Source organism: Kribbella pratensis, assembly GCF_004365355.1.
Lineage (GTDB): Bacteria > Actinomycetota > Actinomycetes > Propionibacteriales > Kribbellaceae > Kribbella.
Genome location: NZ_SODP01000005.1, coordinates 394,469 through 418,108 on the forward strand (window position 1 = coordinate 394,469; position 23,640 = coordinate 418,108).

The following is a 23,640-nucleotide window of genomic DNA, read 5'->3' on the forward strand; positions in this document are numbered from 1 at the left end:
ATCTGAAGGGGTCTTAACCGAACCCTGGTCGGAACCTGAACCTCGGGCCGCTACAGTCGAGCCGGTGAGTGAGTACTCGAGGGAAGAACAGCGCAAGCCCCGTGTCGCCGTCGTTTTCGGTGGCCGGTCGAGCGAGCATGCCATCTCCTGCGTCACCGCGGCCAACGTCCTGCAGGTGATCGACCGGGACAAGTACGACGTGGTCCCGATCGGGATCAGCACCAGCGGCCACTGGGTGCTGGAGAGCGGCGACCCCGAGCGGCTGTCGATCACCGACGGCAAGCTCCCCGAGGTCGACGTGACCGCGATGCCGGTGCTGTTCGGCGCGAACCGCGAGCTCGTGATCAGCGAGCCCGAGCAGGTCCCGAGCACGCTCGGCCAGGTCGACGTGGTCTTCCCGCTGCTGCACGGCCCGTGGGGCGAGGACGGCACCATCCAGGGCCTGCTCGAGATGTCCGACATCCGGTACGTCGGCTCCGGCGTACTCGCCAGCGCTGTCGGCATGGACAAGCACTACATGAAGGTCGTCTTCCAGGCCGCCGGCCTCGAGGTCACGCCGTACGTCGTGATCCGCGACCGCGACTGGATGCGCGACCCGCAGGCGTGCCGCGAGGCGGTGGACGCCCTCGGCTACCCGGTGTTCGTGAAGCCGTGCCGCGGCGGTTCGAGCCTCGGGATCAGCAAGGTGAACAGCCTCGACGAGCTCGACGAAGCCGTCGCGGTGGCCCGCGCCCACGACCCGAAGGTGATCGTCGAGGCCTCCGCGAAGAACCCGCGCGAGATCGAGGTCGGCGTACTCGGTGGCCTGAACGGCGCCAAGCCCGAGGTCAGCGTCTGCGGCGAGATCGCGGTCTCCGGCGGCGGCCATGACTTCTACGACTTCGAGACCAAGTACCTGCCCGAGGGCGAGGAGTACACCGCTCTCTCGGTCCCGGCCGACCTCCCCGAGGAGATCGCCGCCGAGGTCCGCGCCAAGGCCCTCACCGCCTTCGACGCCATCGACGCCGAGGGCCTGGCCCGCGTCGACTTCTTCCTCGACGCCGACAACCGCGTCATCATCAACGAGATCAACACCATGCCGGGCTTCACCCCGACCAGCATGTTCCCCCGCCTATGGGCCGCCTCCGGCAAGGACTACGCAGCACTCGTCGAACACCTCCTCTCCCTAGCGATGACCCGCCCCACCGGCCTCCGCTAACCCACCAGCGCGAGACGTCCCGGGCTGGTCCGCTCCACCCGCCCGGGCCGCGCAGCCGCTCCACCCGCCCGGGTCGCGCAGCCGCTCCATCCGCCCGGGGCGGTCCGCTCCACCCTCCCGGCGGGTCGGTCATAGGCGGCTTGCTCGGGAGCGGAGGTAGCGCTGTTGGGGGAAGCTGGTTGCCCGGCTCGCGGCCTCCTCGTACGCGACGCGAGCCCCGGCCGTATCGCCTGACATCTCGAGCAGATGCGCCCGGACCGCCGACAACCGGTGGTCCTTCGTGAGGTGGTCGTCGTCCTCGATCGAGCTCAGCAGCGCGAGCCCCTCGTCCGGGCCGCGTGCCATCGCGACAGCGACCACGTGGTTGAGGGCAACCATCGGGTTGTCGGTGAGCTGGAGCAGCACCTCGTACAGCGCAACGATCTGCGGCCAATCAGTCTCCTCTGCACTGGGCGACTCGTCGTGAACGGCAGCAATCGCCGCCTGCAGCTGGTACGGCCCGACCGGCCCCCGCGGCAACGTCGCCGTGATCAACTCGACGCCCTCCCGGATCAGCTCCGGTATCCACAGCGACCGATCCTGCTCCGCCATCGGCACCAGCTCACCGAGCGCCCCGGTCCGCGCCGGCCGCCGCGCATCGGTCAACAGCATCAACGCCAACAGTCCAGCTACCTCGGTGTCCTCAGGCAGCAACCGATGGAGCATCCGCGCCAACCGGATCCCCTCGGCCGCGAGCTCCACCCGCTGCAGGCTCGGTCCCGTCGTACTCGCATAGCCCTCGTTGAAGATCAGGTACACAACCTTCAGCACCGCGCCCAGTCGCTCCTCGCGATCGGCCGGCATGGTGAACCGCGCCCCGCTCTCCTTGATGCTCGCCTTCGCCCGGGTGATCCGCCGCGTCATGGTTGCCTCCGGCACCAGGAACGCCCGGGCGATCTCCGTCGTCGTCAGACCACCGACCGCACGGAGCGTCAACGCGATCTGCGAGGCTGGCGACAACGACGGATGACAACACAGGAACAGCAGCACGAGCGTGTCGTCCGCACCCCCGACTGGCTCACCCTGCGGGGCCCACTGCGCCACCCGGTCCTCCCGCCGCTGACGAGCCTGCTCCCGCCTGAGCAGATCCGTCAGCCGACGGGAAGCCACCGTGATCAACCACCCGCGAGGACTGTCGGGCACGCCATTCACCGGCCACTGCTCCGCCGCGGCAAGCAGCGCCTCCTGCACCGCGTCCTCAGCCGTGTCGAAGTGCCCGTACCGCCGCACCAACGCTCCCAGCACCTGCGGCGCCAACTCCCGCAGCAACTCCCCAAGCGCGACGGTCATCCCGATCACTCCACCAGCTCGTCCTGGCCTTCGACGATCGGCCGGATGTCGGCGTACGCCGTCGCGCGCACGAACCCCGGCGCCGGCGTCTCCGCGAGCCGGGCCGCGATCTCGGTCGCCCGATCGAACGACTCGCACTCGACGATCCAGTATCCGGCGAGCACCTCCTGGGTCTCCGCATACGGACCGTCCGTCACCACCGATTGCCCGTCCTTCGACCCGAACCGCCGTGTCAGCACCGGCGCCGCCAGCGCCCGCGTCTCGACCAGCTCGCCCGACTCGACCAGCTCGTTGTTGAACTTCTGCATGAACGCCCCCATCGCAGCAAAGTCCTCAGGCGTCCACGCGGGCTTCCCGGAATCCTTCCCGGCCATCCCGTCATAGTCCTGTTGCGACGCATACGTCAGGATCATGTACTTCACAGCTGTCTCCCATCGTCCGGACGCCCACCGCAGGCGCCTCCACCCGAGACGTCGCCCCGGCGGCCTCGAACCGGACACCACCAGCAGACGATTTTCGATCTCGCCAGGGAGTATGCACTCGTCAGATGCAGGGCGTGACGAGTTTGTCGTGCTTGTGGATAGCGTCGGCGACGTCGATGAGCGCGTTCGCCTCGGGGGAGTACTTCGACGGGACTGCCATCTCGAGGTAGAGCTGGCGGCCGATCGTGGTGAAGATGTAGCCGTGCTTGACCTGCTTGGCGAACCAGCCGACGCCGTTGACCTGGAAGCACAGGGACTGGGCCTCGGCCATACCGGCGGGAGGCGCGACTCCACACGTCACCTCGATGGGCGGGTCGCCGTACGCCGTGGTCAGCGGGCTCTCGGGCGAGGTTTTCCGCTTCGTCCGATCGAGAACCTTCGCCGGCATCGCCTGCATGAGCTGTGTGCAGGCGGCGGCGACTTCGGGCGCGGGGGAGGGGACCGGCACGGGCGCAGGACCCGCGCTGCACCCGGCGAGCACGATCACGCCGAGTGCAGCCAGAAAGATTTTGGGCATACCGAAAACAGGCGGGTCCCCGGGGGGACGGCTCAGATGTGGACGACGGGACAGGTCAGCGTACGCGTGATGCCGGGAACGTTCTGGACCCGGGCAACCACCAGCTTGCCCAGCTCGTCGACGTTGCGGGCTTCCGCGCGGACGATCACGTCGTACGGACCGGTGACGTCCTCGGCCAGGGTGACGCCCTGGACCTCGGCGATCTGCGCGGCGACGTCGGCCGCGCGGCCGACCTCGGTCTGGATCAGGATGTAGGCCTGGACCACCACGTCGTTCTCCACTCAGTCGTCCTCAGCTGGCTCCGGCCGTCTGCGGACACCGCTGTGCAGCGGTACTGCGAGACAGCCGGGCGTACTCATAGTTGCCCGGTCACGGTACCGCCTAGACTCCGGTCAGCGATATGGGAGGTCTGCTGACGTGACAGAGACGTTGGGGAGCACGGGTGAGTTCGGCCTGATCGCGGCCGTCACCAAGGGGCTGTCCACAGGTGAGGACGTCCTGGTCGGTCCAGGTGACGACGCGGCCGTGATGGCGGTGCCGGACGGCCGCATGGTGATCACGACCGACCTGCTGGTGGAGGGACGCCACTTCCGCCAGGACTGGTCGTCCGCGTACGACGTGGGCCGCAAGGCCGCCGCGCAGAACCTCGCTGACGTCGTGGCGATGGGTGCGCGGCCGACTGCCCTCGTGGTCGGCTTCGGCGGTCCCGCCGACCTGCCGACTGCCTGGGCGCTCGAGCTCAACCAGGGCCTCGTCGACGAGTGTGAGCTGGTCGAGGCGAGCATCGTCGGCGGTGACACGGTCCAGTCGGACAAGATCGTTGTGTCGGTCACCGCGTTCGGCTCGCTGGACGGTCGTCCGCCGGTACTGCGGTCAGGCGCCCGCCCCGGCGACGAGGTCGCGTACGTCGGCCGGCTGGGTTGGGCCGAGGCGGGCTGGGCCGTTCTCGCCCGCGGGTTCCGCTCGCCACGGGCTGTTGTCGAAGCGCATCGCCGCCCGCAACCGCCGTACGCCGAAGGTCCGCGCGCCGCGCTCGCCGGTGCCTCCTCACTGTGCGATGTGAGCGACGGACTGCTCTCCGACCTCGGCCACATCGCGGCTGCGAGCCAGGTGATTATCGACGTGCACACGAAGGCGCTGACCGTGCCTGAGCCGCTGCAGGCGGTCGCTGCCGCGACCGGTGTGGACGCGCTGAAGTTCGTGCTGACCGGCGGCGAGGACCACGCCCTGGTCGGCACGTTCGAGCCGGCCGACGTGCCCGAGGGCTGGACCGTCATCGGGTCGGTTGCTGAGGGCAACGAGGAACGCCCGGCCGGGACGGTGACGGTGGACGGCTCGCCGTATGCTGACGAGACAGGCCACGCCCACTTCAGGAGTTGAGATGCCGGTCGGGAGTGCACCGCCCAGAGTGCTGACGATCGCCGGGTCCGACTCCGGCGGCGGAGCCGGGATCCAGGCGGACCTCAAGGCGATGCTCGCGAACGGCGTGCACGGCATGAGCGTGCTGACTGCGATCACCGCGCAGAACAGCCTCGGCGTCCAGGGTGCCTGGGAGCTGCCGGAGGAGCAGGTGCGCGCTCAGTTCCACAGCGTCGTCGACGACATCGGCGTCGACGCGGTGAAGACCGGCATGCTCGCCTCCGAGTCGATGGTGCGGGTCGTTGCCTCGCTGCTGCGCACGCTGCCGGAGGGCGTGCCGATCGTGGTCGACCCGGTGTCGGTGTCGAAGCACGGCGACGCGCTGCTGGCAGCTGACGCGATGGACGCCGTACGTTCCGAGATCGTTCCGCTGGCCACCGTCCTCACTCCGAACCTCACAGAGCTCGGACCGGTCGCCGGGGTCGACCTGGAGACCATTGAGGACCGGGAGCTGGCGGCAAAGCTGCTGCTGGATGCAGGTGCACGCTGGGTGCTGGTGAAGGGCGGCCACGACGTCGGTACGGCGGCCGTGGACGTGTTGCACGGCCCAGGGGTACGGCGTTCGTACAGCGCGGTCCGCGCCGACAACAGGCACACGCACGGCACGGGATGCACACTGGCGAGCACCATCGCGTCGTACCTGGCACGTGGGTACGACGTACCGAGCGCGGTCGGTGCAGCGAAGGAGTACGTGACCGGAGCGATCGCGGCCGGGTTCGCACTCGGTGGCGGGATCGGTCCGGTCGATCATGCGTGGAGATTTCGAGGGAGAAGCAGTTGACCAAGCAGCAGCCCCCGGTCGACGGGTACTGCGAGCAGTGCGGCTTCAACTACGACACCGGTGATCTGCAGGGCACTGTGACCCTGCTGATCCGGCAGTCGGCGGACTGCAGCATGGCGCTGACGAAAGCCGCGGCCGGTCCGGACGCGAACGTCGTGCGCCTGCGACCGGAGCCGGAGGTGTGGTCCGCGATCGAGTACGCGTGCCACGTGCGCGACGTACTCGAGGTGCAGCGGCTGCGGATCGCGCAGTGCCTGGCGGAGGACCGGCCGGTGTACGCGCCCATGGACCGGACCGGTCGGGTGAAGCAGGAGAAGTACGAGAACCAGGACCCGATGGAGGTGGCAGCCGCGCTGGTGCGGAACGCCAAGGACTTCGGCGCGGCTGCGCGCGTACTGCGGCCGCAGGAGCTGGGCAAGCTGGGGCTGTACAACTACCCGGTGCGGGCGCCGCGCACGCTGGGCTGGATCATCCGCCACACCGCGCACGAGATCCAGCATCACCGGCACGACATCGTCGAGATCCTGGCGAAGGTGGAACCGCCGATCGTCCCCAAGCCGAAGGTCGAAGAGCCCGACGAGGTCGCTGAGGTCGCTGAGGTCGCTGAGGTCGATGCGGTCACTGAGGTCGATTCGGTCGATGAAGGGACCGTCGTCGAACAGGTTGTCGACTAGCGCTGCGCCACCCACGCGGCGATCGCTGGCTCGGTGGTGAGCTGGTCGAGAGCCAGCGCGGCCGCGCCACGGAGCGGACCATCCGGCAGGGTCGCAGGCAGCACGGGCGGGGGAGACCCGCGGTGGAACGTCATCAGCCCACCCTCATAGGCCTCCTTGAACGTGCGCTGAGCAGCCGCCCGCAGTGGGATCGCTAGCCCTCCGATGGTGACCACATCCGGGTCGTGCGCATTGACGAGACCCGCGATACCGAGTCCCAGTGCTGACACCACTTTGGTCACTGCAGCGCGTGCATTCCGGTCGGTGCGCCGCAGTACCTCCTCGGTGTAGGCATACGGGTCGTCCGGTCGCCCCTGCTTCAGGTGCCGCGCCAGCGCCCGACCGTCGATCTCCAAGTCCCAGCACCCGCGAGCGCCGCACGGACACGCCCGGGATCGGTCACCGAAGGGCATATGCCCGTACTCACCACCTGCTCCCGACGCACCCTGCGCCGGTACGCCGTCGATCAGCAGCGTCCCACCGATGCCCACCTCGATGATGAGATGCAGCGCCGTGCCAGCTCCCGCGGCAGCGCCCGTACGCGCCTCGGCCACCCCACTCAGAGTCGCGTCGTTGCCGGCCAGGAGCGGCAGCCCGGTGCCCTCGGTCACGGTCTCCAGATCCAGCTCGGCCCACTCCAGCGTCGGCGCCTGCATCAGGTGGTTGTCGCGGATGGTCCCTGGTACGGCGAGGCTCACCATCCGCAGCCGGTCCCCGTACTGCTGTCGCGCCTGCTCCACGTGGCGCCGCAGGTTGTTCAGCACGACCTGCGGTCGCCTGCTCCGGTGACGCCGGTACTCCGGATCCTGCAGCGACCCGTCGAGCGTCACGATCGCACTCCGCCAACTGCTCTGCCGCAGGTCGAGCGCGAGCACCACCGGTCCTTGCGGATGCGCTCGCAGCAGCGTCGTTGGCCGACCGCGCCCCTGACTAGGTGCTGGTACTTCGGTCACCAGGTGTACGTCGCGTAGCCGCGCCGTCACCTCTGTCGCCGAACCCGTGCTCAATCGCAGCGTCCGCGCGACCGCGGCCCGGGTGATCCCAGGCTGACGGGTGAGTTGGGTCAGGACGTCCGAAGCCGTCTGCCACTGTCCCCGGCGCACAGGATTCATAGCTGCCTTTCGTTCTGTCCCCGGATCAGTTTATGCTCGTGGGACGAGTTTAATGGGAGGTGTCAGAGAGATCATGGAGATCCGGGACATCCGCGCCGTCCTATTCGACATGGACGGCACCCTGGTCGATTCCGACGCGGTCGTCGACCGGAGCTGGAGCCGCTGGGCGACGGAGTATGGCGTACCTGTCGCCGATGTGCTCGCGATCGCGCACGGGAGCCCCGCGGAGGCAACCATCACGCGGATGCGGCCTGACCTCTCGCCGGCTGAGCGCGCGGCCGCGGTCGCTCGGGTGCTGGATATCGAGTGCGACGACATGTCCGATGTCGTTGCCACGCCCGGCGCGCTCGAGCTGACTGCGCTGCTGGATCAGATGGGTCTGCCGTGGGCGGTCTACACGAGCGCCTCGACCCGGCTGGCCAAGGTCCGGCTGGGCGCGGTCGGGATCTCGCCGTCGATCCTCGTGACGCTCGACGATGTGGAGCGCGGCAAGCCGGACCCCGAGGGGTATCTGCGGGCCGCTGAGCTGCTCGGCGTACCAGCTGTGCAGTGCTTGGTCGTCGAGGACACCGTGGTCGGCCTGACCGCGGGGAGGGCTTCTGGCGCGCTGACTGCTGGGCTTAAGGGCATTGCCGCCGACATCGAATTGGCCGACCTGCACCAGCTCGCCAGGCTGTTCAAAGGCTCGGAATGACCGCGGCCACGGAGGCGCCGGTCGGCTCCGGAACTCGCGGTGACGAGGTCCGGATCGGCATTGCGCTGTCGGCGATGGGGTTCGTACTGGCCGGTCTCGGCGCGTGCGTCGCCATTCTCGCCCGCGACCTCGACGAGCCGCCGGGCCGGCTGGCGCTGTTGTCGTCAGGCTTCGCGGTCGGGCTGGTGGTCGTTGCGCTCATTGGACCGCGGTTGCTGCGCTCGTGGTCGATGCCGACGGCGATGGCGTTCGGCTCAGTTGTCTGCGCGTTCGGCGCGGTGCTGATCGCGGTAGCCCCGGTGTACGCCGTCGTCATCGCAGGCACGCTGTGTGTCGGACTGGGTGGGGCGATGCTCACCCTGGTCGCACCACTCATGCTCAACGGACCAACAGCCGCGGTGCGACTGAGCCGCGTCAACGCCGTCGCCAGCGGGACAGGCATCCTGGCACCACTCGCCATCGGCGCCCTCGACGGCCTCGGCCCCAGTGGCCGCCTAGCCATGCTCGCCGCCGCGCCACCCCTGGTCCTCCTCGCCGTTCTGACCCGCCGCTTGCGCCCAGTCACACCTGCGGCCGGCCGACGCACTGACCAGCCGTTCCGACGGGCGGGTGGGCGGGAGGAGCAGCCGGTGGCGGTGCTGATTGATTCTGCGCCGGCGGTGGGGCTAGGGCGGAAGTGGCGGGGGCGGGTGGGGCGTCAGGTCGTCATGGATGTGGGGATCGGATGGCTGCGGGTGGTGCTGTCGGTCTCGGTCGAGTTCTGTTTCGTGGTGTGGGCGGTGGCGCGGCTGGTAGCCACCGGGTTGCCGACAGCAACGGCTGCCTTGCTCGGGAGTGCGTTCCCGATCGGGATGGCAGCCGGGCGAGCGATCGGCCCCATCCGGTGGCGCGGTTGGTCGCCTGTACTGCCCTCGGGTGCCTTCGCCGCCTGCGGCACCCTGATGGTGAGCCTGTTCGACACCCCGGCGATCGTCGCCCTCGGCCTGGTCGTGGCCGGTCTCGGCGTCGCCCCGCTCTATCCGGTCACCCTCGCCGCATTGGTCGCCACGCCCGGCCTCAGCTCAGCCCGCCTCTCCGCGATCGGCGCATTAGCCTCCGGTACGGCGATCCTGCTCGCGCCGGCGATCCTCGCCCTCCTGGCACGAGTCGTCGATCTGCGTACGGCGTACCTGGTGACGCTTCCGCTGATCGCCATACTTCTTCTGCTCAGCCGTCGATCCGGCCGGACCGCGTTCGTGTAGAGGGTGAAACGACCCGATCGACGAATGAGGTGACGTGATGTCCGAACCGACGATTCTGCTGGACGGTCTGGGGATGCCCGAGTCGGCCCGCTGGCACGACGGGCGGCTGTGGTTCTGCAACTGGATCGAGCAACAGGTGGTCGCCGTCGACGCCGACGGCAAAGCGGAGTACTTCCCGGTGCCGGTAGAACAGCTCATGGGCTGGTCGATCGACTGGCTCGCCGACGGCCGGATGCTGACCACCGGCGAGAAGTTGCGGCGCTATGAGCCCGACGGATCGGTCACAGTCCTGGCCGAGCAGAAGGCCAACGAGCTGGTCCTGGATGCGCACGACAACATCTATCTCAATGGCGCTGACTTCAACTTCGCCGGCGGCGAGGCGCCGAAACCCGGCTACATCAAGCTGGTGACGCCCGACGGTCAGGTCCGCCAGGTCGCCGACGAGATCCAGTTCCCCAACGGCATGGTGCTCACGGACGAGGGCCGGACCCTGGTGATCTCGGAGTCGTTCGCCGGCCGCCTGACCGCGTTCGACGTCGAGCCGGACGGCGGGTTGTCCAACCGCCGCGTGTTCGCCATCAACCTCGGCCCGGACGGCATCTGCCTCGACGCCGAGGGCGCGATCTGGGTCCAGACCGGCGGCAACGGTGTCGTCCGCGTCACCGACGGCGGCGAGATCCTCCAGCATATCGACCTCCCCGAGAACCGCGCGCCGTTCGCGCTGACCCTGGCCGACTTCAACGGCCCGACCCTCTGCATCCTCACCTCGGAGTGGCACGCGGACGACAGCATCGCCGACAACCTCGACCGGCTGAGGAACGGTCCGCGCACCGGCAGGATTCTCACCGTCCCTGTCAGCGTCGGTCGCTAAGATCCTCTGCATGGAGTGCTTCGCCGCCGGGCGTATTCGGCGCTGACACCGGCCCGCCGCTGCCGCACACGCGGCGCGCCGGTGACGCCTGCCCGGATTCACCTTCGTTGTGAGAGGCACACTCCATGCAGATTCGTTCATACGTCGACGCTGACCTGACCCGGCTCATCGACCTGACCATTGACACCTTCGGGCCGTTCTTCGAAGACTCGTTCCGGCCACTCGTCGGCGAGACCATCTTCAAGCACCAGCACGGGGATTGGCGGGGCGACTACCACCATGAGGTCGCCGGGTTGCACGACCCGGCGCAGCACAAGTACGTCGCGATCGCCGAGGAGAACGGCGTACTCGTCGGGTACGTCGCCTGGAACGTCGACCTGGCTCGTTCGAAAGGTACGGTCGCGCTTCTCGCTGTCTCAGCGGCGTACCGGCGGTCGAATGCCGGGACCGCCTTGTGCGAGCACGCTTTCGAGGCGATGCGCGCCGAGCACGCGGAGTACGTCGAGATCGGCACCGGTGGCGACGACTTCCACGCGCCGGCCCGTGCGTTCTACGAGAGTCTCGGCTGCGTGAAACTCCCGGTCGCGGTGTACTTCCGCGAGCTCTAGCCCCGCCGGTCGATGAAGCGCTTGAGCTAGCGCTTTGATCATGCTCCGGCCCGTGGACGAACATCCTGGGCCGGAGCATGATGAACAGATCAAGGCTGGGGGCTCAGAACGTCTTGAGGGGGAGCCGTGACCATGGATGACGTGCGGTCGAACGACGGACCGTATCCGGAAGACCCGGACGAGATGTCCCAAGAAGAGCAGGCCCGATTGCTCACCGAGCCGAGCTTCGATCATCGGCTCGACAACGAATCCGAACTGCTGGACGAGGAGTTCGGCCCACCTGAACGCGGCGGCTACGGGCGCCCGCCTGCCGACGCCGCGGAGTACAGCGGGAGCGCCGGGTCATGAGCGGCATCGAGGACATGGTCAACCAGGCCGAACTCGACCTCGGCCTCGGCGAGCCGAACAAGATCCAGAAGTGGTACCGCGATCAGAACGGCTCAGCCTTCAGCGGCAACTTCCCGTGGTGTGACGCCTCGATCACATACTGGGCATGGCACTCAGGCAACCAGAACGCGGTGACGTACGGCGGGTATTACGCCCTGACCACGGCCCACGCCCACGCGTTCAAGAACCACAGCCAATGGCACAAGGACATCGCCGGCATCCAGCGCGGTGACATCGTGTTCTTCGACTGGGGCGGCACCGACCTCAAAGCGAAGATCGACCACGTCGGCCTCGTCACCGGTGTCAGCGGCTCGAACATCTACACCATCGAGGGCAACTTCGACGACAAATGCGACCGCCACACCCGCCGGTCGGACGTGATCGCCGGGTACGGCCGCCCGTCGTACGTGCACTCGACCGAACCCCGCACCGGCTTCGTCACCTTCCCCGGCAAGTCGTTCTTCGTGATGGGCCGCAAGAGCCCGATCATCGCGGCAATGCACGCGCGGTTGGTCGCGGTCGGCTGCAACAAGTACGAAACCCAGACAAACAAGGACACCTGGGGCACCGGCGACCTCAAGTCGTACTCAGCCTGGCAACAAAAACTGGGCTTCCACGGCTCAGTCGCCCAACCCGGCAGCGACGCCGACGGAATCCCCGGCGCCGAAACCTGGGACAAACTAAAGGTCCCGCGCACCTGAGCTCGGGGTCGTCATACGACGCTTGATCCACCGAGGTGAGCCCGTCGCCGCTCCTTACCGACGGACTCACCGACGCACGCTTGGCGATAGGCACTGGTGCTGGTTTCGCGGGTTTGGCTGACAGGTGTCGACCTGACGCGATGCAGGCGTTAGGGGCGACCCGTTGGATGTGCTGGCCGAGCTAGCCGAGCTGGCCGGGGTCGCCGATCGGCCCGCCGGGTCAGACCCGGGTCGACGCTGAGCTGCCCGCATAAGCCGCGGCGCTGACACCGCGCCCACCGGACTGCCGCTCGTGCCTGACGAAAACCCGCTCCGGGCTACCGTGCGTGGAGCGGCTCCGTCGGCAAGATTGTGACGGCACCAGTTGGGCCTCGGGGCGACGCCGAGCAACCGCACGGACCGTCAGCACGACTGGGTCCTCGCGTCTGATGAAGACCAGCACCAGCCACCCTGCCTGGAGCGAGTCCGTCGGCAAGACCGTCGACAGCACCACGGCAGGGACGACGACGAGCGACGCCACGGTGGCTGCCCCGCCCACCGCGTTGGTCCCCTCACCTGTCGTGAGAACCTGCGCCAGCAGACGTGCCTGGAGTGAGTCCGTCGACAAGACCGCCGACAGCAACTGAGCAGGGACGACGACGAGCGACGGCACGGGCCGTCCCGCCCACCGCGTTGGTCTCGTCGCCTCTGATGAGAACCTGCGCCAGCAGACGTGCCTGGGCCGAGTCCGTCGGCATGACCGTCGGCAGCACCACGGGGGACGGCGACGAGCGACCGCACGGGACGCCCCGCCCACCGCGTCGGTCCCCTCGCCTCTGACGAGATCCGCGCCAGCAGACATGCCTGGGCCGAGTCCGTCGGCAAGACCGTCGACAGCACGACGGAGGGAACGGCGACGAGCGACGGTACCGGCCGTCCCGCTCACCGTTGGTCCTGTCACCTCTGATGAGAACCCGCGTCAGCGGACCTGCCTGGAGCGCGTCCGCCGGCAAGACCGTCGACAACACCAGGGCAGGGACGGCGACGAGCGACGGCACGGGCCGTCCCGCTCACCGCGTTGGTCCTCTCACCTCTGATGAGAACCCGCGCCAGCAGACGGGCCCGGACCGAGTCCGTCGGCAAGACCGTCGGCAGCACCAGGGCGGGGACGGCGACGAGCGACGGCACGGGCCGTCCCGCTCACCGCGTTGGTCCTCTCACCTCTGATGAGAACCCGCGCCAGCAGACGGGCCCGGACCGAGTCCGTCGGCAAGACCGTCGGGCCACACCGGGTCAGACCCGGCATGCGGACCTGCACCGGCGACGGCAACTTGCAGGGTGGACGCCGAGCAACGGCATGACGCGAGCCGCGGCGCAGTCGCTGCGTGAGACAGCCGTCCGGGCTAACGTGCCCGTCGCGCTGGTCCCTCGCGCCTGATGAAGGCCCGCCCCAGCTACCGTCCCTGGAGAGGGTCCGTCCGCAAGATCGTCGAGGACACCGGGTTAGCCCCGGGGCGGCGCCGAGCAGCCGCGTGGGCCGGCCTCTCAGCAAACCGTTCGCAGCGCACGATGGTTGCCGAGCTGGGCAGCCGGTTCGGTCCTCGTGGTGTTCGTGGTCAGGGGATGGGCTGACGACTTCGCGCGGGATCGACGCCGGACTCCGGCGGAGCGTCGGACTGGGGATCTCTGATCGGGATCTGGGCAGGGGCGGTCAGTCGATCGATCGGCGGTGTGGTTGTCTCGCCCCAGATCGCTTGGTACGCCGCCTCCCGGAACGAGGCCGTCGACCCCTCGTCGACACTGCTCTCACCAGTACTGCTCTGCTTGGCTGACTGCCCTCGCTGAAGCAGCTCACGGCCCAGCGCAGACCGCCGGATCACCGACGCAACAGCCGCTCTCGCCACAGAACGCTCGGTCGACGGCTGTTCTCCGAGCAGGCGGTCGTTAGTCTCCTGGCCGGTGGGCATGTGGTCGGGGGATGCCTCGGGTGGGGTGCTGTCGCGTGGTGCCGGCTTGGTTGGGGATTGGTCGGTGGAGGTGGGGTGGCTGTGGTTTTGGTTGGCTGGGTCGTGATGGGGCGAGGTGTTGGCCGAGGGGTCGTCAGTGGGCGTGGTTGAGCGACGCGCGGCATGAGGTTGTGCCGGGGCGTTCAGGGGTGTGGGGGTTGGTCTTTGGTGGGGTGGAGGGTCGGCCCAGGTGGGGCGGGACACGTGGACTTTGCCGTTGGTGATGGTGATGGTCCAGTCGCCTGCGTGGAGGTCGATGTGGTGACGGCGGCAGAGCAGGGCGAGGTTGGAGATCTTGGTTTCGCCGCCGTCGATCCAGGAGATCAAGTGGTGCGCGTCGCATTGGATTGGTGGGGCACCGCACACTACGCAGCCGCGGTCGCGGGTGTTGAGGGCGCGGCGCATGGCGCGAGTAACTAGGCGCTCGGAGCGTCCGACGTCTAACGGTTCGGAATTCGTCCCGAGGACCAGTGGGATGACCTTCGCATCGCATGCGAGACGCCGGATCGCGGCTGCCGACAAGCCGTCGCCGTACACCGTGTCCCCGATTGCGTCTGCGGCGGCCGACTTCAGGTCCTGCAGGTCGATGGTCACCGTGATGTTCGCCTTCGCACCGAACCCCGGCACTTCGCCGCCCCCATCAGACCCACGGCCGACGCCTGCACCGTCGAGCGTCGCAACACCTACGTCGCGCGTGCTGGCTCCGGTGCTCAAGCGGTTCGGGTCGCTAGTGTCGGTCCTGCCGCTCGCGCGGCTCGCGTCGCTCGTGTGGGTCGTGCCGCTCGTGGGGTTCGCCTCGCTCGTGTGGGTGCTGCCGCTCGGCCGGTTCGCGTCACCCGTGTCTGTCCTGCCGCCCGTGCGGTTCGCGTCATTCATGTCGGTCCTGCCGCTCGTGCAGGTTCCGATATCCGTGCTCACCAAGCCGGGAGCTCCGGGCATGTCGCTTGTGCTGGGCGCACCCGGAGTACGCGGTGTGTGGTGGCGGTCGGCTGACGGCGAGGGCGTGTGGGTGGGGCGAGGGGTGCGTGGGGTGGGGGTGCCTGCGTCTAGGGCTGTGGCGGCGATGGTGAGGGTGGTGGTCAGGGCGTCGGCTTGGCGCTTTTCGCGGGAGCGGGGGTCTGGTTCGCCGTCGAGGGTTTTGTGGGGGCGGGCGCCGGCGTGGATGAGGGAGCGGAGGAGTTCGGCGTTTTCGTTGGCGAGGTAGCCGCGGAACTTCACGCCTCGGTCGGCGGTGGTGAGGGTGAGCGTTTCGCGGGCGAAGGCCTTGTGTTCTTCGGGCTCTGGTCCGTCCGTGTCGAGGAAGTCTCGGATGCGTTGCCCGGCCCCGCGTAGCTCCGAGGGGGAGAGGTAGCGGGCCAGGCCGATCAGTTCGCGTTCGGCCACGGCGACATCGTCGGCTGGAACCTTTGACGGGACCTGGTTGAGCGCTGACACGATTGCCTCTGCCTGCGCGGGGCGTAGTACGACCTCTGCGGGTTCGTCGACGTCGGCGTCTGCGGAGTCGGGGTCGGCGTGGGGATCGGGGAGGGCGGCTGATACAGCGTCGTACTTGGCGAGGGAGCGGGCCAGGCGTACGTCGCGGAGGGCGCGGGATCGGTCCAGGCGGTAGCGGAACTCGAGCAGTTGTGCGGTGTTGTGTGCGCCGATCTCCTGTGCGTGCTCGAGCACGTCCATCCGGGCGATCAGCTGGAGACGGTACGTTTCGCGGCGGGCGAGGTCAGCATCCAGCCGGTCGAGAGTCGACAGCACTTCTGCGCCGCTCATCGACCATGCCGGTCGCTCGCCCAACAGTTCCATGCCGATGACTCTAGACACGGCCACCGACAGTTCTCAAACACGAAAGCCCTTTATTTCAAGGGATTTCGGTTATCCACAGATTTCAATCTGTGGATAACTTCGACGTTGTTGCTACTGGCAACGAGCCTAGGGCTTGGCGTACTTGCCGACCATGCGGACCAGGGTGTCGGGCGGGATGACCTTGACGTGTGGGGCCAGGTTGTTGACCACGGACAGGACGTTGTCGACGGACTTGCTCCAGGCGTGCCAGACGACGATCGAGTAGCCGGCGGTCGAGTGCGGGTTGCGGGTCGCGGCGTTCAGTTCGGCGGTGACGGATGCTTCGTCGGCGCCGTCGAGGCCGTCCCACAGCATGGTGCGGGCCGAGATGACCGGCTTGCCTTCGGACCAGACGACCTTGCCCTTGAGACCGTCGTACCGGGAGTACTCGAGGTAGATCAGGCCGTCGATCTCTCGGCGCTTGAGGTACGACGACCAGAGGCGGGTGTTCTCGAACGCATCGAAATCGATGATCTGGGCAACCGACAGGTCCGCGCGGCCCATCGCTTTGGCCAGTGACGCGGTGTGCTTCTCGAGGGCGGCGGTGGGGTAGCGGCTCGGGTACATGTAGCCGCCGCCGGAGGGGCCGACGACCCAGCGGTCCTTCTTGGACTGTTCGTAGAACCAGCGCATGACTGACGGGGCCAAGTCGATCAGCGAGGGAGAGATGCCCCAGCCGAGGTCGACCTCACCGCGACGGGGGCTGCCGAACCAGCGCGGGTCGGTCGGGAAGTCGCCGAGCGCCCATTGGATGTTGTCGCCGTCGGTGATCAGGAAGCTCACGTAGTGGGCGTTGGGGTCCGGCGCTGGTTCGAGGGCCCTCCCCCCACCCCCTCCGCTCTGTGGTCCGTTCGTCGGTTGAGCGGTGGACGTTGCTGGGCGTAGGGCGGGGTCGAACGCGCGGCCTTGTTGCTGCAGGTGGTCCTCTTGGATTCCTGACAGCACGGACAGGTTGCGTGCGTGGTCGGCGGGCAGGGCTTTTACGCCTGTGCTCGAGTTGACCCCGATGAATGCGTCTTCGCCGTTCGAGGCGTCGCCCCAGCCGATGACGGTGCCGTCGTCGTCGAGGGCGCTGACTACCTGGGCGCGGAAGTCCGAGTTGCCGTCGAAGAAGGCGAGCGTCCCCGCCATCGTGACGTAGTCCCGGAGCCGCTCCGGGAAGTCGGCGCGCTGCTCGACCACGACGTCGTGTCGCAGGCGGGGCCAGTACGTCTCGAACACCCAGCGGTCGTCCTTGTCCCGCACGTCCAGGACTTTGTGCAATCCGTGCTGGATTGCCAGTGCCTCCAAGCTTTCCTCGATTGCCACGGCACCCGTCACGCCGGCGAGCGTGGTCGCGACGTTGACCGACGGAGTGCCTGTACGGAAGAGAACATATCCGCGGACGCCGGACCGTCCGACGGTTTTCCACAGGTCTTCGGTCCGGGTGCGGACGCCGTACTGCGACACGAGACCGTCGAGCCAGTGCTGGTAGCCCAAGGTCGGCAGGTTCAGGTACAGGGATTCGCCGCCGCGTCGCGCCATCAGGCCCTGCAGCGTCGTCGCGAGCGTCCGCTCAGCGGACGACAGTGAGTCTTCGATCAGGACGTTCAGAACCCGCGGTCGCCGGCCTTTGGGGTACGCCGACGCAACCGATGAGCCGAACGCGAGCGACGGCGCCACTGATGAGAGTGACGGCGAAACAGCCGCCCCGACCCCGACCGCGGCAGTGATGCCGAGAAGGCGCCGGCGGGAGAGCGCGAAGCGATCGGACATGGAGGCCTCCAGGGAGCGGCTGGTGGATGTCCTTCGTTGTCAACTGACCGGCGACGATGCCACAGCCGTCACTCCATCACAAGACCTCAGGCCGGAATCGGCAGGTCATAACGGCGAAGCAGCTCCGCCAGCGCCGGTACGCCGGCCGACAGGTCGTACAGCTCCGCCTGTAGTCCGACACTCGAAGCGGCCGCCACATTGGCGACGTTGTCGTCGATGAAGAGCACCGACGAGGCGGGCAGGTCCAGCGAGCCGAGGATCGCCCGGAAGTACGCCGGATCCGGCTTGGCCAGCCCGAGATCGCACGAGTAGAACGTCTGGTCGAACCACGCGCCGTAGCCGCGCTCGTCCTGCATGATCGCCCGCCGGTACGCGTGCTGGTTGGTCGCGAGGTGACAAGCGACACCACTGGACCGCAGCGACCCGATCAGGGAAACCACCTCGGGCTCCGCCGCGAACCAGCTCCACGCCTGCAGTGCCTCATCGACGGACGCCGGCGAGTTCCACCGGCGCAGTACATCGGCGACCGCGTCCCGGAAGTCGCCCTTCCCGACCAGTGAAGGCTTCTCGGCGGCCATCAGGTCCGCGACGAACGCGTCTCCGTCCGCGGGGACGAGCGACGTCAGCTGCGCCCACCAATCGGAGGTCGGGCGCTGGAGGACGCCATCCGCGTCGAAGAGGACGGCGGTGACGGCACGCATCATCATGAGTCCAATCTTGTCACCGGCACCTTGACCGGTTCAGTCGGTATGCGCTTACCTAATGGCTACGTAAACATATCTGGACACCTTCCGGCGAAATCCAACAGAAAGCGCCAGGTGAGGCTATGACCTTGAGCAGAAGGCACTTCCTCGCGGTCGGCGGCTCCGCAGCCGCAGGCGCCGCGGGACTCACCGGCTGCGGCTCCCGCAGCTCACTGGGCGGATCGAACGAGCTCAGCATGTGGACCTGGGTCGGGTCTGTCAACGACGATCTGATCGCACAGGCGGAGAAGGCGATCCCGGGGTACGACGGCATGAAATTGTCGATGACCCGGATCGGCAGCAACTACAAGACCAAGGTGCTGACCGCCCTGGCCGGGAAGTCGCTTGTCCCGGACATCGTCGCGATCAACGACGACGTCGCGACGTACTTCCCGAACGCCGACCAGTTCCACGACCTCAACGACCTCGGCGCGAAGGACCTCGCGAAGGACTTCCTGCCCTGGAAGTGGAAGCTGGGCATCACCCAGACCGGCAAGATGATGGCCTACCCGATGGACACCGGGCCGACCGCGCTGTTCTACCGCAGCGATGTCTTCACGAAGGCCGGGATCGACATCGACCCCGCAGCCGTCGCGGAGCTGGCGCCCGACTGGGACACCTTCATCGCGCTCGGTAAGAAGGTCCAGCAGGCCGTGCCCGGCTCGACGATCACCGACAACATCACCGGCATCTACGGCTACCGGATGGCGCAGCAGTCCAAGCGCTACATGACCGCCGACGGGCAGTACATCGGCGACCAGGACCACGTCCGGGAGGCCTTCGACCTCGCCGTCCGGGTGGTCAAGGAAGGTCTTTCGGCCAACGCGCAGAACTCGACCGACAAGAACGCCGTCGTCACCAACGGCAAGCTCGTCGCGTACAACGCGGCCGTCTGGTGGGCTCAGCTCGGGCCGAAGAACGCGGCACCGAAGACCAAGGGACTCTGGCGGGTGACGGCGGCTCCTGGTGGCGCCGGCAACAAGGGCGGGTCCTTCCTGGCGATCACGAAGTACTGCAAGAACCCGAAGGCGGCGTTCGCGTTCATCAGCTGGCTGGAGTCGGCGAAGAACCAGGCCCAGGCGTTCCTCGACCCGGTGCTGTTCCCGTCCACGCCCGCGACGTACACGGACAAGACGCTGACCGCGCCCGACCCGTTCTTCGGCGGGCAGCAGATCGTCGACGTGTTCGCGGAGTCGGCCAAGAAGTACCCCGGCGCCTTCTTCTCGCCGTACGACTCGATTATCGACACGCCCATCAGCTCCGAGCTGGTGAACGTCGAGGCGGCCGGCAAGGACCCGGACCAGGCGTGGGCCGACGCCCAGCGCCAGGTGCAGCGCGAACTGACCCGAGCGGGGGCGATCTGACATGGCTGTCACCACCAAACCGGTCACAGCGGTCACGGCAGCGAGCCACGCAAGCGAGAAGCCGCCGAACAAGTACCGGCAGGCACTGCCGCAGTACCTCGCCGTCTCGCCGTTCTTCATCCTGTTCGCGGTCTTCGGCGCGTTCCCGGTGCTGTTCTCGATCTGGATCTCGTTCCACTCCTGGGACGGCATCGGCCAGATGAAGTGGGTCGGGCTGGAGCAGTACCACTACCTGCTCACCGATGCGACGTTCTGGAAGACGATCGGCAACACGCTGATCATCTGGGTGCTGTCCACCGTGCCGATGCTGCTGCTCGCGCTGGTGATCGCCAACGCGCTGCACAACGCGACCCGGCTCCGCACCTTCTACCGGATCGCGTACTTCATCCCCAACGTCACCTCGGTCGTCGCGATCACCCTCGTGTTCGGCTCGATCTTCAGCAACAACTTCGGCCTGCTGAACGCATTCCTGCAGTCGATCGGAGTCGGCCAGGTCGCCTGGCTGACCTCGCCGTGGGGCATCAAGATCGCCATCGCGACGATCGTCACCTGGCGATGGGTCGGCTACAACGCGATCATCTACCTCGCCGGACTCCAGGCGATCTCGGCCGATGTGTACGAGGCCGCGAAGGTGGACGGTGCGAGTCCACGGCAGACCTTCTGGCGGATCACCGTGCCGATGATGCGGCCGGTCATCCTGTTCACCGCGGTCACCTCGACCATCGGCGGACTCCAGATCTTCACCGAGTCCCGCGTGCTGTTCGGTGACACCAGCAGCATCGGCGGCCCCGGCGACGCCGGCCTGACCATCGTCTCGTACCTGTACCAGTCGGCGTTCATCAAGAACCAGTTCGGGTACGGCGCCGCGATCGGCTGGGCTCTGTTCATCCTGATCGTGCTGTTCAGCATCATCAACTGGCGGCTGATCGGCGGCAACGACGACGAACGCCTGACCCGACGCGCCGCTCGGCGGGTGGAACGCAAGATCGCAGCCCAGAATGCCAAGAGGGAGGCCGCAGATGTCCATTGAGCGCCTACGCACCGCCGTCGGCCACGTCGTGCTGATGCTCGGCGTCCTGGTCTCGCTGTTCCCGTTCTACTGGATGGTGGTGATGGCCTCCAACACCACCCCGGACATCTTCACCTACCCGCCGAAGCTGTGGATCGGATCCCACCTGTTCGAGAACATGGGCAAGGTGCTCGACAACATCGACTTCTTCGGCTCGATGCTGCTCACGCTGATCGCCTCGCTCGGCGTCACCGTGCTGGTGCTGTTCTTCGACTCGCTCGCCGCGTTCGCCTTCGCGAAGTACGAGTTCCCCGGCCGGAACGTCCTGTTCTCGATCCTGCTCGCGACGTTCATGATCCCGGCCCAGCTGTCGCTGGTGCCGCAGTTCGTCACGCTCGCCGAGTTCGGCTGGATCGGCTCGCTGAAAGCACTCATCATCCCCGGCGCCGCGAACGCGTTCGGGATCTTCTGGATGCGTCAGTACGCCAAGGGCGCGATCCCCGACGAACTCATCTCCGCCGCCAAGGTCGACGGCGCCGGGTTCTTCCGGCAGTACCTCACCGTCGGCCTGCCGGTCCTGCGGCCCGGGCTCGCCTTCCTCGGCATCTTCACGTTCATCAACGTCTGGAACGATTACCTCTGGCCGCTGATCGTGATGACGGACCCCAACCGCCTCACCCTGCAGGTCGCCCTCGACCAGCTCAACGGCATCTACGGCACCGACTACTCGATGGTGATGGCCGGCGCCCTGATGAGCGTCGTCCCCCTGATCGGCGTCTTCCTGATCGGCGCGCGCTCGTTCATCGCCGATCTGGCGGCAGGCGCCATGAAATTCTGACCCAACCACACACCAGACACGGGACTCCCTTTGACTGACCAAACGCTCCGCTGGGGCATCATCGGCACCGGCAACATCGCTTCCCGGTTCGCCAGCCAGGTGCCGACGTCGAAGACCAACGAGGTCGTCGCCGTCGGCAGCCGGTCCCTCGACTCGGCGAACGCCTTCGCCGACAAGTGGGACATCGCCCACCGGCACGGTTCGTACGACGACCTGCTCGCCGACGACACCGTCGACGCCGTCTACATCGCCACCCCGCACCCGATGCACGTCGAGTGGGCGATCAAGACCGCCGAGGCCGGCAAGCACGTGCTGTGCGAGAAGCCGCTCGCGATCAACCGGGCCTGGTCCGAGGCGATGATCGAGGCCGCGGTACGCAACGACGTCTTCCTGATGGAGGCGTACATGTACCGGTGCCTGCCGCAGACCAAACTGGTCGCCCAGCTCGTCCGCGACGGCGAGATCGGCACGGTCCACCAGATCCAGGCGACCTTCGCGTTCGCCGCCGGGTTCCGGCCGGAGTCGCGGATCTTCGCCGACGAGCTGGCCGGCGGCGGCATCCTCGACGTCGGCGGCTACCCGGTCTCGTACTCGCGGCTCATCGCCGGGATCGCGGCCGGACAGCCGTTCGCCGACCCGGCCGCGGTCAGCGCGGTCGGGCACGTCGGCGAGACCGGCGCCGACGAATGGACGGTCGCGACGCTGTTCTTCGACGGCGGCATCACCGCGCAGGTCAGCACCGGCGTACGGCTGTCCGACCAGAACCAGGTCCGGATCTACGGCAGCGAGGGGTACCTCGTCGTCGAAGACCCGTGGTTCGGCGGCGACGGCAAGCCGACCCACGTCACCCTGCACAAGGTGGGGGAGGAGCCGCGGGACATCTCCGCGGAGCCCGCCCTCATCTACGCGGCCGAGGCCGAGGCGGTGCAGGCGGCGATCCAGGCCGGCGCGAAGGAGGCGCCGGAGATGAGCTGGGCCGACACGCTCGGCAATCTCACCGTCCAGGACCAGTGGCGGGCGGCGATCGGGCAGCAGTACGCGAGCGAGCGGGACGACGCAACGATCCCGACCGCGACCGGCCGTCCGCTCACCCGGCGCGACGACGCCCCGATGACCTACGGGAAGGTCCCGGGCCTCGACAAGCAGGTGTCCCGGCTCGTCATGGGCGTCGACAACCAGCAGACGCTGCCGCACGCCGCGGTGATCTTCGACGACTTCGTCGAGCGCGGCGGTACTACGTTCGACACGGCCTACATCTACGGCGGTGGACGCGGCGAGAAGCTGCTCGGGCAGTGGATGAAGTCCCGCGGCAACCGCGACGAGGTCGTTGTCATCGGCAAGGGTGCGCACACGCCGCACTGCGACCCCGAGTCGATCACCCGCCAGCTGCAGGAGAGCCTCGAACGGCTGCAGACCGACCACGTCGACCTCTACCTGATGCACCGCGACAACGAGGAGATCCCGGTCTCGGAGTTCGTCGACGTCCTCGACGAGCACTTCAAGGCCGGCCGGATCAAGGCGTTCGGCGGATCGAACTGGTCCACCGCCCGCTTCGACGAGGCCAACGCGTACGCCGAGGCGAACAGCAAGCAGCCGTTCACGCTGCTCAGCAACCACCTCAGCCTCGCCCGCGCGTACGACGTACCGTGGGCCGGCTGCCGGCATGTGTCCGACGACGCATCGCAGGCCTGGCTGCGGGAACGGCAGGTCGCGCTGTTCCCGTGGTCGAGCCAGGCCCGCGGGTTCTTCACCGGACGGGCGAAGCCCGAGGACACCTCGGACCAGGAGCTCGTCCGCTGCTTCTACTCCGACGAGAACTTCCGCCGGCTGGACCGCGCGCGGGAGCTGGCGAAGGCCAAGGGAGTCGAGCCGACCGCCATCGCTTTGGCGTGGCTGCTGCACCAGCCGTATCCTGTATTTCCGCTGATCGGGCCGCGTCACATCAGCGAAACCCGCACCTCGACACCGGGACTTTCGGTGTCGTTGACCGAGGACGAAGTGGCCTACCTCACGTCCTGAAACCGAGTCGGAGCCGAATTGGTGGCTCGCTGACACCC

At 67.7% G+C, this 23,640-nt stretch carries 23 protein-coding genes; 14 read left to right on the plus strand and 9 right to left on the minus strand.

Annotation, left to right across the window (positions count from 1 at the left end):
- Nucleotides 1-64: 64 nt before the first annotated feature.
- On the plus strand, nucleotides 65-1,198 hold the full coding sequence (locus EV653_RS39985; RefSeq protein WP_134111533.1) for a D-alanine--D-alanine ligase family protein: 1,134 nt from the start codon (nucleotides 65-67) through the stop codon (nucleotides 1,196-1,198).
- A 129-nt stretch (nucleotides 1,199-1,327) separates the two neighbouring features.
- On the opposite strand, the gene EV653_RS39990 is transcribed toward EV653_RS39985, so the two are convergent.
- The 4 genes from EV653_RS39990 to EV653_RS40005 form a co-directional block, all read right to left on the minus strand.
- Nucleotides 1,328-2,527, minus strand: coding sequence for an RNA polymerase sigma factor (locus EV653_RS39990; protein ID WP_134111534.1), 1,200 nt, complete (start codon nucleotides 2,525-2,527; stop codon nucleotides 1,328-1,330).
- Between the two features lie 5 nt (nucleotides 2,528-2,532).
- Complete coding sequence (locus EV653_RS39995; RefSeq protein ID WP_202872071.1) at nucleotides 2,533-2,940, minus strand: YciI family protein; 408 nt, start codon at nucleotides 2,938-2,940, stop codon at nucleotides 2,533-2,535.
- Nucleotides 2,941-3,070: 130 nt separating this feature from the next.
- Entirely contained in the window at nucleotides 3,071-3,526 is a 456-nt protein-coding gene (locus EV653_RS40000) for a DUF3515 family protein (RefSeq protein ID WP_134111536.1), read from the minus strand.
- A 32-nt stretch (nucleotides 3,527-3,558) separates the two neighbouring features.
- Complete coding sequence (locus EV653_RS40005; protein ID WP_170990044.1) at nucleotides 3,559-3,795, minus strand: Lrp/AsnC family transcriptional regulator; 237 nt, start codon at nucleotides 3,793-3,795, stop codon at nucleotides 3,559-3,561.
- Between the two features lie 148 nt (nucleotides 3,796-3,943).
- Here EV653_RS40005 and EV653_RS40010 point away from each other — a divergent pair, with 148 nt between their 5' ends.
- Genes EV653_RS40010 through EV653_RS40020 form a run of 3 tightly spaced genes read left to right on the plus strand, consistent with a single transcriptional unit; the run spans nucleotide 3,944 to nucleotide 6,400 of the window.
- Nucleotides 3,944-4,906, plus strand: coding sequence for a thiamine-phosphate kinase (locus EV653_RS40010; protein ID WP_134111537.1), 963 nt, complete (start codon nucleotides 3,944-3,946; stop codon nucleotides 4,904-4,906).
- A 1-nt stretch (nucleotide 4,907) separates the two neighbouring features.
- Entirely contained in the window at nucleotides 4,908-5,726 is an 819-nt protein-coding gene (thiD, locus tag EV653_RS40015; protein ID WP_134111538.1) for a bifunctional hydroxymethylpyrimidine kinase/phosphomethylpyrimidine kinase, read from the plus strand.
- The gene (locus EV653_RS40020) at nucleotides 5,723-6,400 is read left to right on the plus strand and encodes a DinB family protein (protein ID WP_134111539.1); all 678 of its coding nucleotides are present in this window, start codon (nucleotides 5,723-5,725) and stop codon (nucleotides 6,398-6,400) included. Before thiD ends, EV653_RS40020 begins: the two co-directional genes overlap by 4 nt.
- Here the strand turns inward: EV653_RS40020 and EV653_RS40025 are convergent.
- The gene (locus EV653_RS40025) at nucleotides 6,397-7,551 is read right to left on the minus strand and encodes an ROK family transcriptional regulator (protein ID WP_202872058.1); all 1,155 of its coding nucleotides are present in this window, start codon (nucleotides 7,549-7,551) and stop codon (nucleotides 6,397-6,399) included. The genes EV653_RS40020 and EV653_RS40025 overlap by 4 nt on opposite strands.
- 73 nt (nucleotides 7,552-7,624) lie before the next feature.
- On the opposite strand from EV653_RS40025, the gene EV653_RS40030 reads away from it, so the two are divergent.
- The 6 genes from EV653_RS40030 to EV653_RS40055 all read left to right on the plus strand — a co-directional run bounded on the left by EV653_RS40030 (nucleotide 7,625) and on the right by EV653_RS40055 (nucleotide 12,053).
- Nucleotides 7,625-8,245, plus strand: a complete 621-nt coding sequence (locus EV653_RS40030) for an HAD-IA family hydrolase (RefSeq protein WP_134111540.1) — start codon at nucleotides 7,625-7,627, stop codon at nucleotides 8,243-8,245.
- Nucleotides 8,242-9,486, plus strand: coding sequence for an MFS transporter (locus EV653_RS40035; RefSeq protein WP_134111541.1), 1,245 nt, complete (start codon nucleotides 8,242-8,244; stop codon nucleotides 9,484-9,486). Before EV653_RS40030 ends, EV653_RS40035 begins: the two co-directional genes overlap by 4 nt.
- A 37-nt stretch (nucleotides 9,487-9,523) precedes the next feature.
- Nucleotides 9,524-10,357 (plus strand): SMP-30/gluconolactonase/LRE family protein, encoded by an 834-nt coding sequence (locus EV653_RS40040; RefSeq protein WP_134111542.1) that lies wholly within the window; start codon nucleotides 9,524-9,526, stop codon nucleotides 10,355-10,357.
- Nucleotides 10,358-10,482: 125 nt separating this feature from the next.
- Nucleotides 10,483-10,965, plus strand: a complete 483-nt coding sequence (locus EV653_RS40045; protein WP_134111543.1) for a GNAT family N-acetyltransferase — start codon at nucleotides 10,483-10,485, stop codon at nucleotides 10,963-10,965.
- A gap of 132 nt (nucleotides 10,966-11,097) precedes the next feature.
- Nucleotides 11,098-11,313: a hypothetical protein gene (locus tag EV653_RS40050; RefSeq protein ID WP_134111544.1), complete on the plus strand. Its 216-nt coding sequence runs from the start codon at nucleotides 11,098-11,100 to the stop codon at nucleotides 11,311-11,313.
- Nucleotides 11,310-12,053: a peptidoglycan-binding protein gene (locus EV653_RS40055; protein ID WP_134111545.1), complete on the plus strand. Its 744-nt coding sequence runs from the start codon at nucleotides 11,310-11,312 to the stop codon at nucleotides 12,051-12,053. Before EV653_RS40050 ends, EV653_RS40055 begins: the two co-directional genes overlap by 4 nt.
- A 220-nt stretch (nucleotides 12,054-12,273) precedes the next feature.
- Here EV653_RS40055 and EV653_RS40060 read toward each other — a convergent pair whose 3' ends face one another.
- The 4 genes from EV653_RS40060 to EV653_RS40075 form a co-directional block, all read right to left on the minus strand.
- Complete coding sequence (locus tag EV653_RS40060; protein ID WP_134111546.1) at nucleotides 12,274-12,705, minus strand: hypothetical protein; 432 nt, start codon at nucleotides 12,703-12,705, stop codon at nucleotides 12,274-12,276.
- Between the two features lie 943 nt (nucleotides 12,706-13,648).
- Complete coding sequence (locus tag EV653_RS40065) at nucleotides 13,649-15,835, minus strand: HNH endonuclease signature motif containing protein (protein WP_134111547.1); 2,187 nt, start codon at nucleotides 15,833-15,835, stop codon at nucleotides 13,649-13,651.
- Between the two features lie 126 nt (nucleotides 15,836-15,961).
- A complete protein-coding gene (locus EV653_RS40070) occupies nucleotides 15,962-17,629 on the minus strand; it encodes a GxGYxYP domain-containing protein (RefSeq protein WP_134111548.1) in 1,668 nt (555 codons plus the stop codon).
- Nucleotides 17,630-17,715: 86 nt separating this feature from the next.
- Nucleotides 17,716-18,336: an HAD family hydrolase gene (locus tag EV653_RS40075; RefSeq protein WP_134111549.1), complete on the minus strand. Its 621-nt coding sequence runs from the start codon at nucleotides 18,334-18,336 to the stop codon at nucleotides 17,716-17,718.
- A gap of 119 nt (nucleotides 18,337-18,455) precedes the next feature.
- On the opposite strand from EV653_RS40075, the gene EV653_RS40080 reads away from it, so the two are divergent.
- Genes EV653_RS40080 through EV653_RS40095 form a run of 4 tightly spaced genes read left to right on the plus strand, consistent with a single transcriptional unit; the run spans nucleotide 18,456 to nucleotide 23,602 of the window.
- A complete protein-coding gene (locus tag EV653_RS40080; protein ID WP_134111550.1) occupies nucleotides 18,456-19,736 on the plus strand; it encodes an ABC transporter substrate-binding protein in 1,281 nt (426 codons plus the stop codon).
- Nucleotide 19,737: 1 nt separating this feature from the next.
- Nucleotides 19,738-20,766: a carbohydrate ABC transporter permease gene (locus EV653_RS40085; RefSeq protein WP_134111551.1), complete on the plus strand. Its 1,029-nt coding sequence runs from the start codon at nucleotides 19,738-19,740 to the stop codon at nucleotides 20,764-20,766.
- Complete coding sequence (locus EV653_RS40090) at nucleotides 20,756-21,583, plus strand: carbohydrate ABC transporter permease (RefSeq protein ID WP_134111552.1); 828 nt, start codon at nucleotides 20,756-20,758, stop codon at nucleotides 21,581-21,583. The genes EV653_RS40085 and EV653_RS40090 overlap by 11 nt, the downstream gene beginning before the upstream one ends.
- 30 nt (nucleotides 21,584-21,613) lie before the next feature.
- Complete coding sequence (locus EV653_RS40095; RefSeq protein WP_134111553.1) at nucleotides 21,614-23,602, plus strand: aldo/keto reductase; 1,989 nt, start codon at nucleotides 21,614-21,616, stop codon at nucleotides 23,600-23,602.
- The last annotated feature ends 38 nt before the right edge of the window (nucleotides 23,603-23,640 follow it).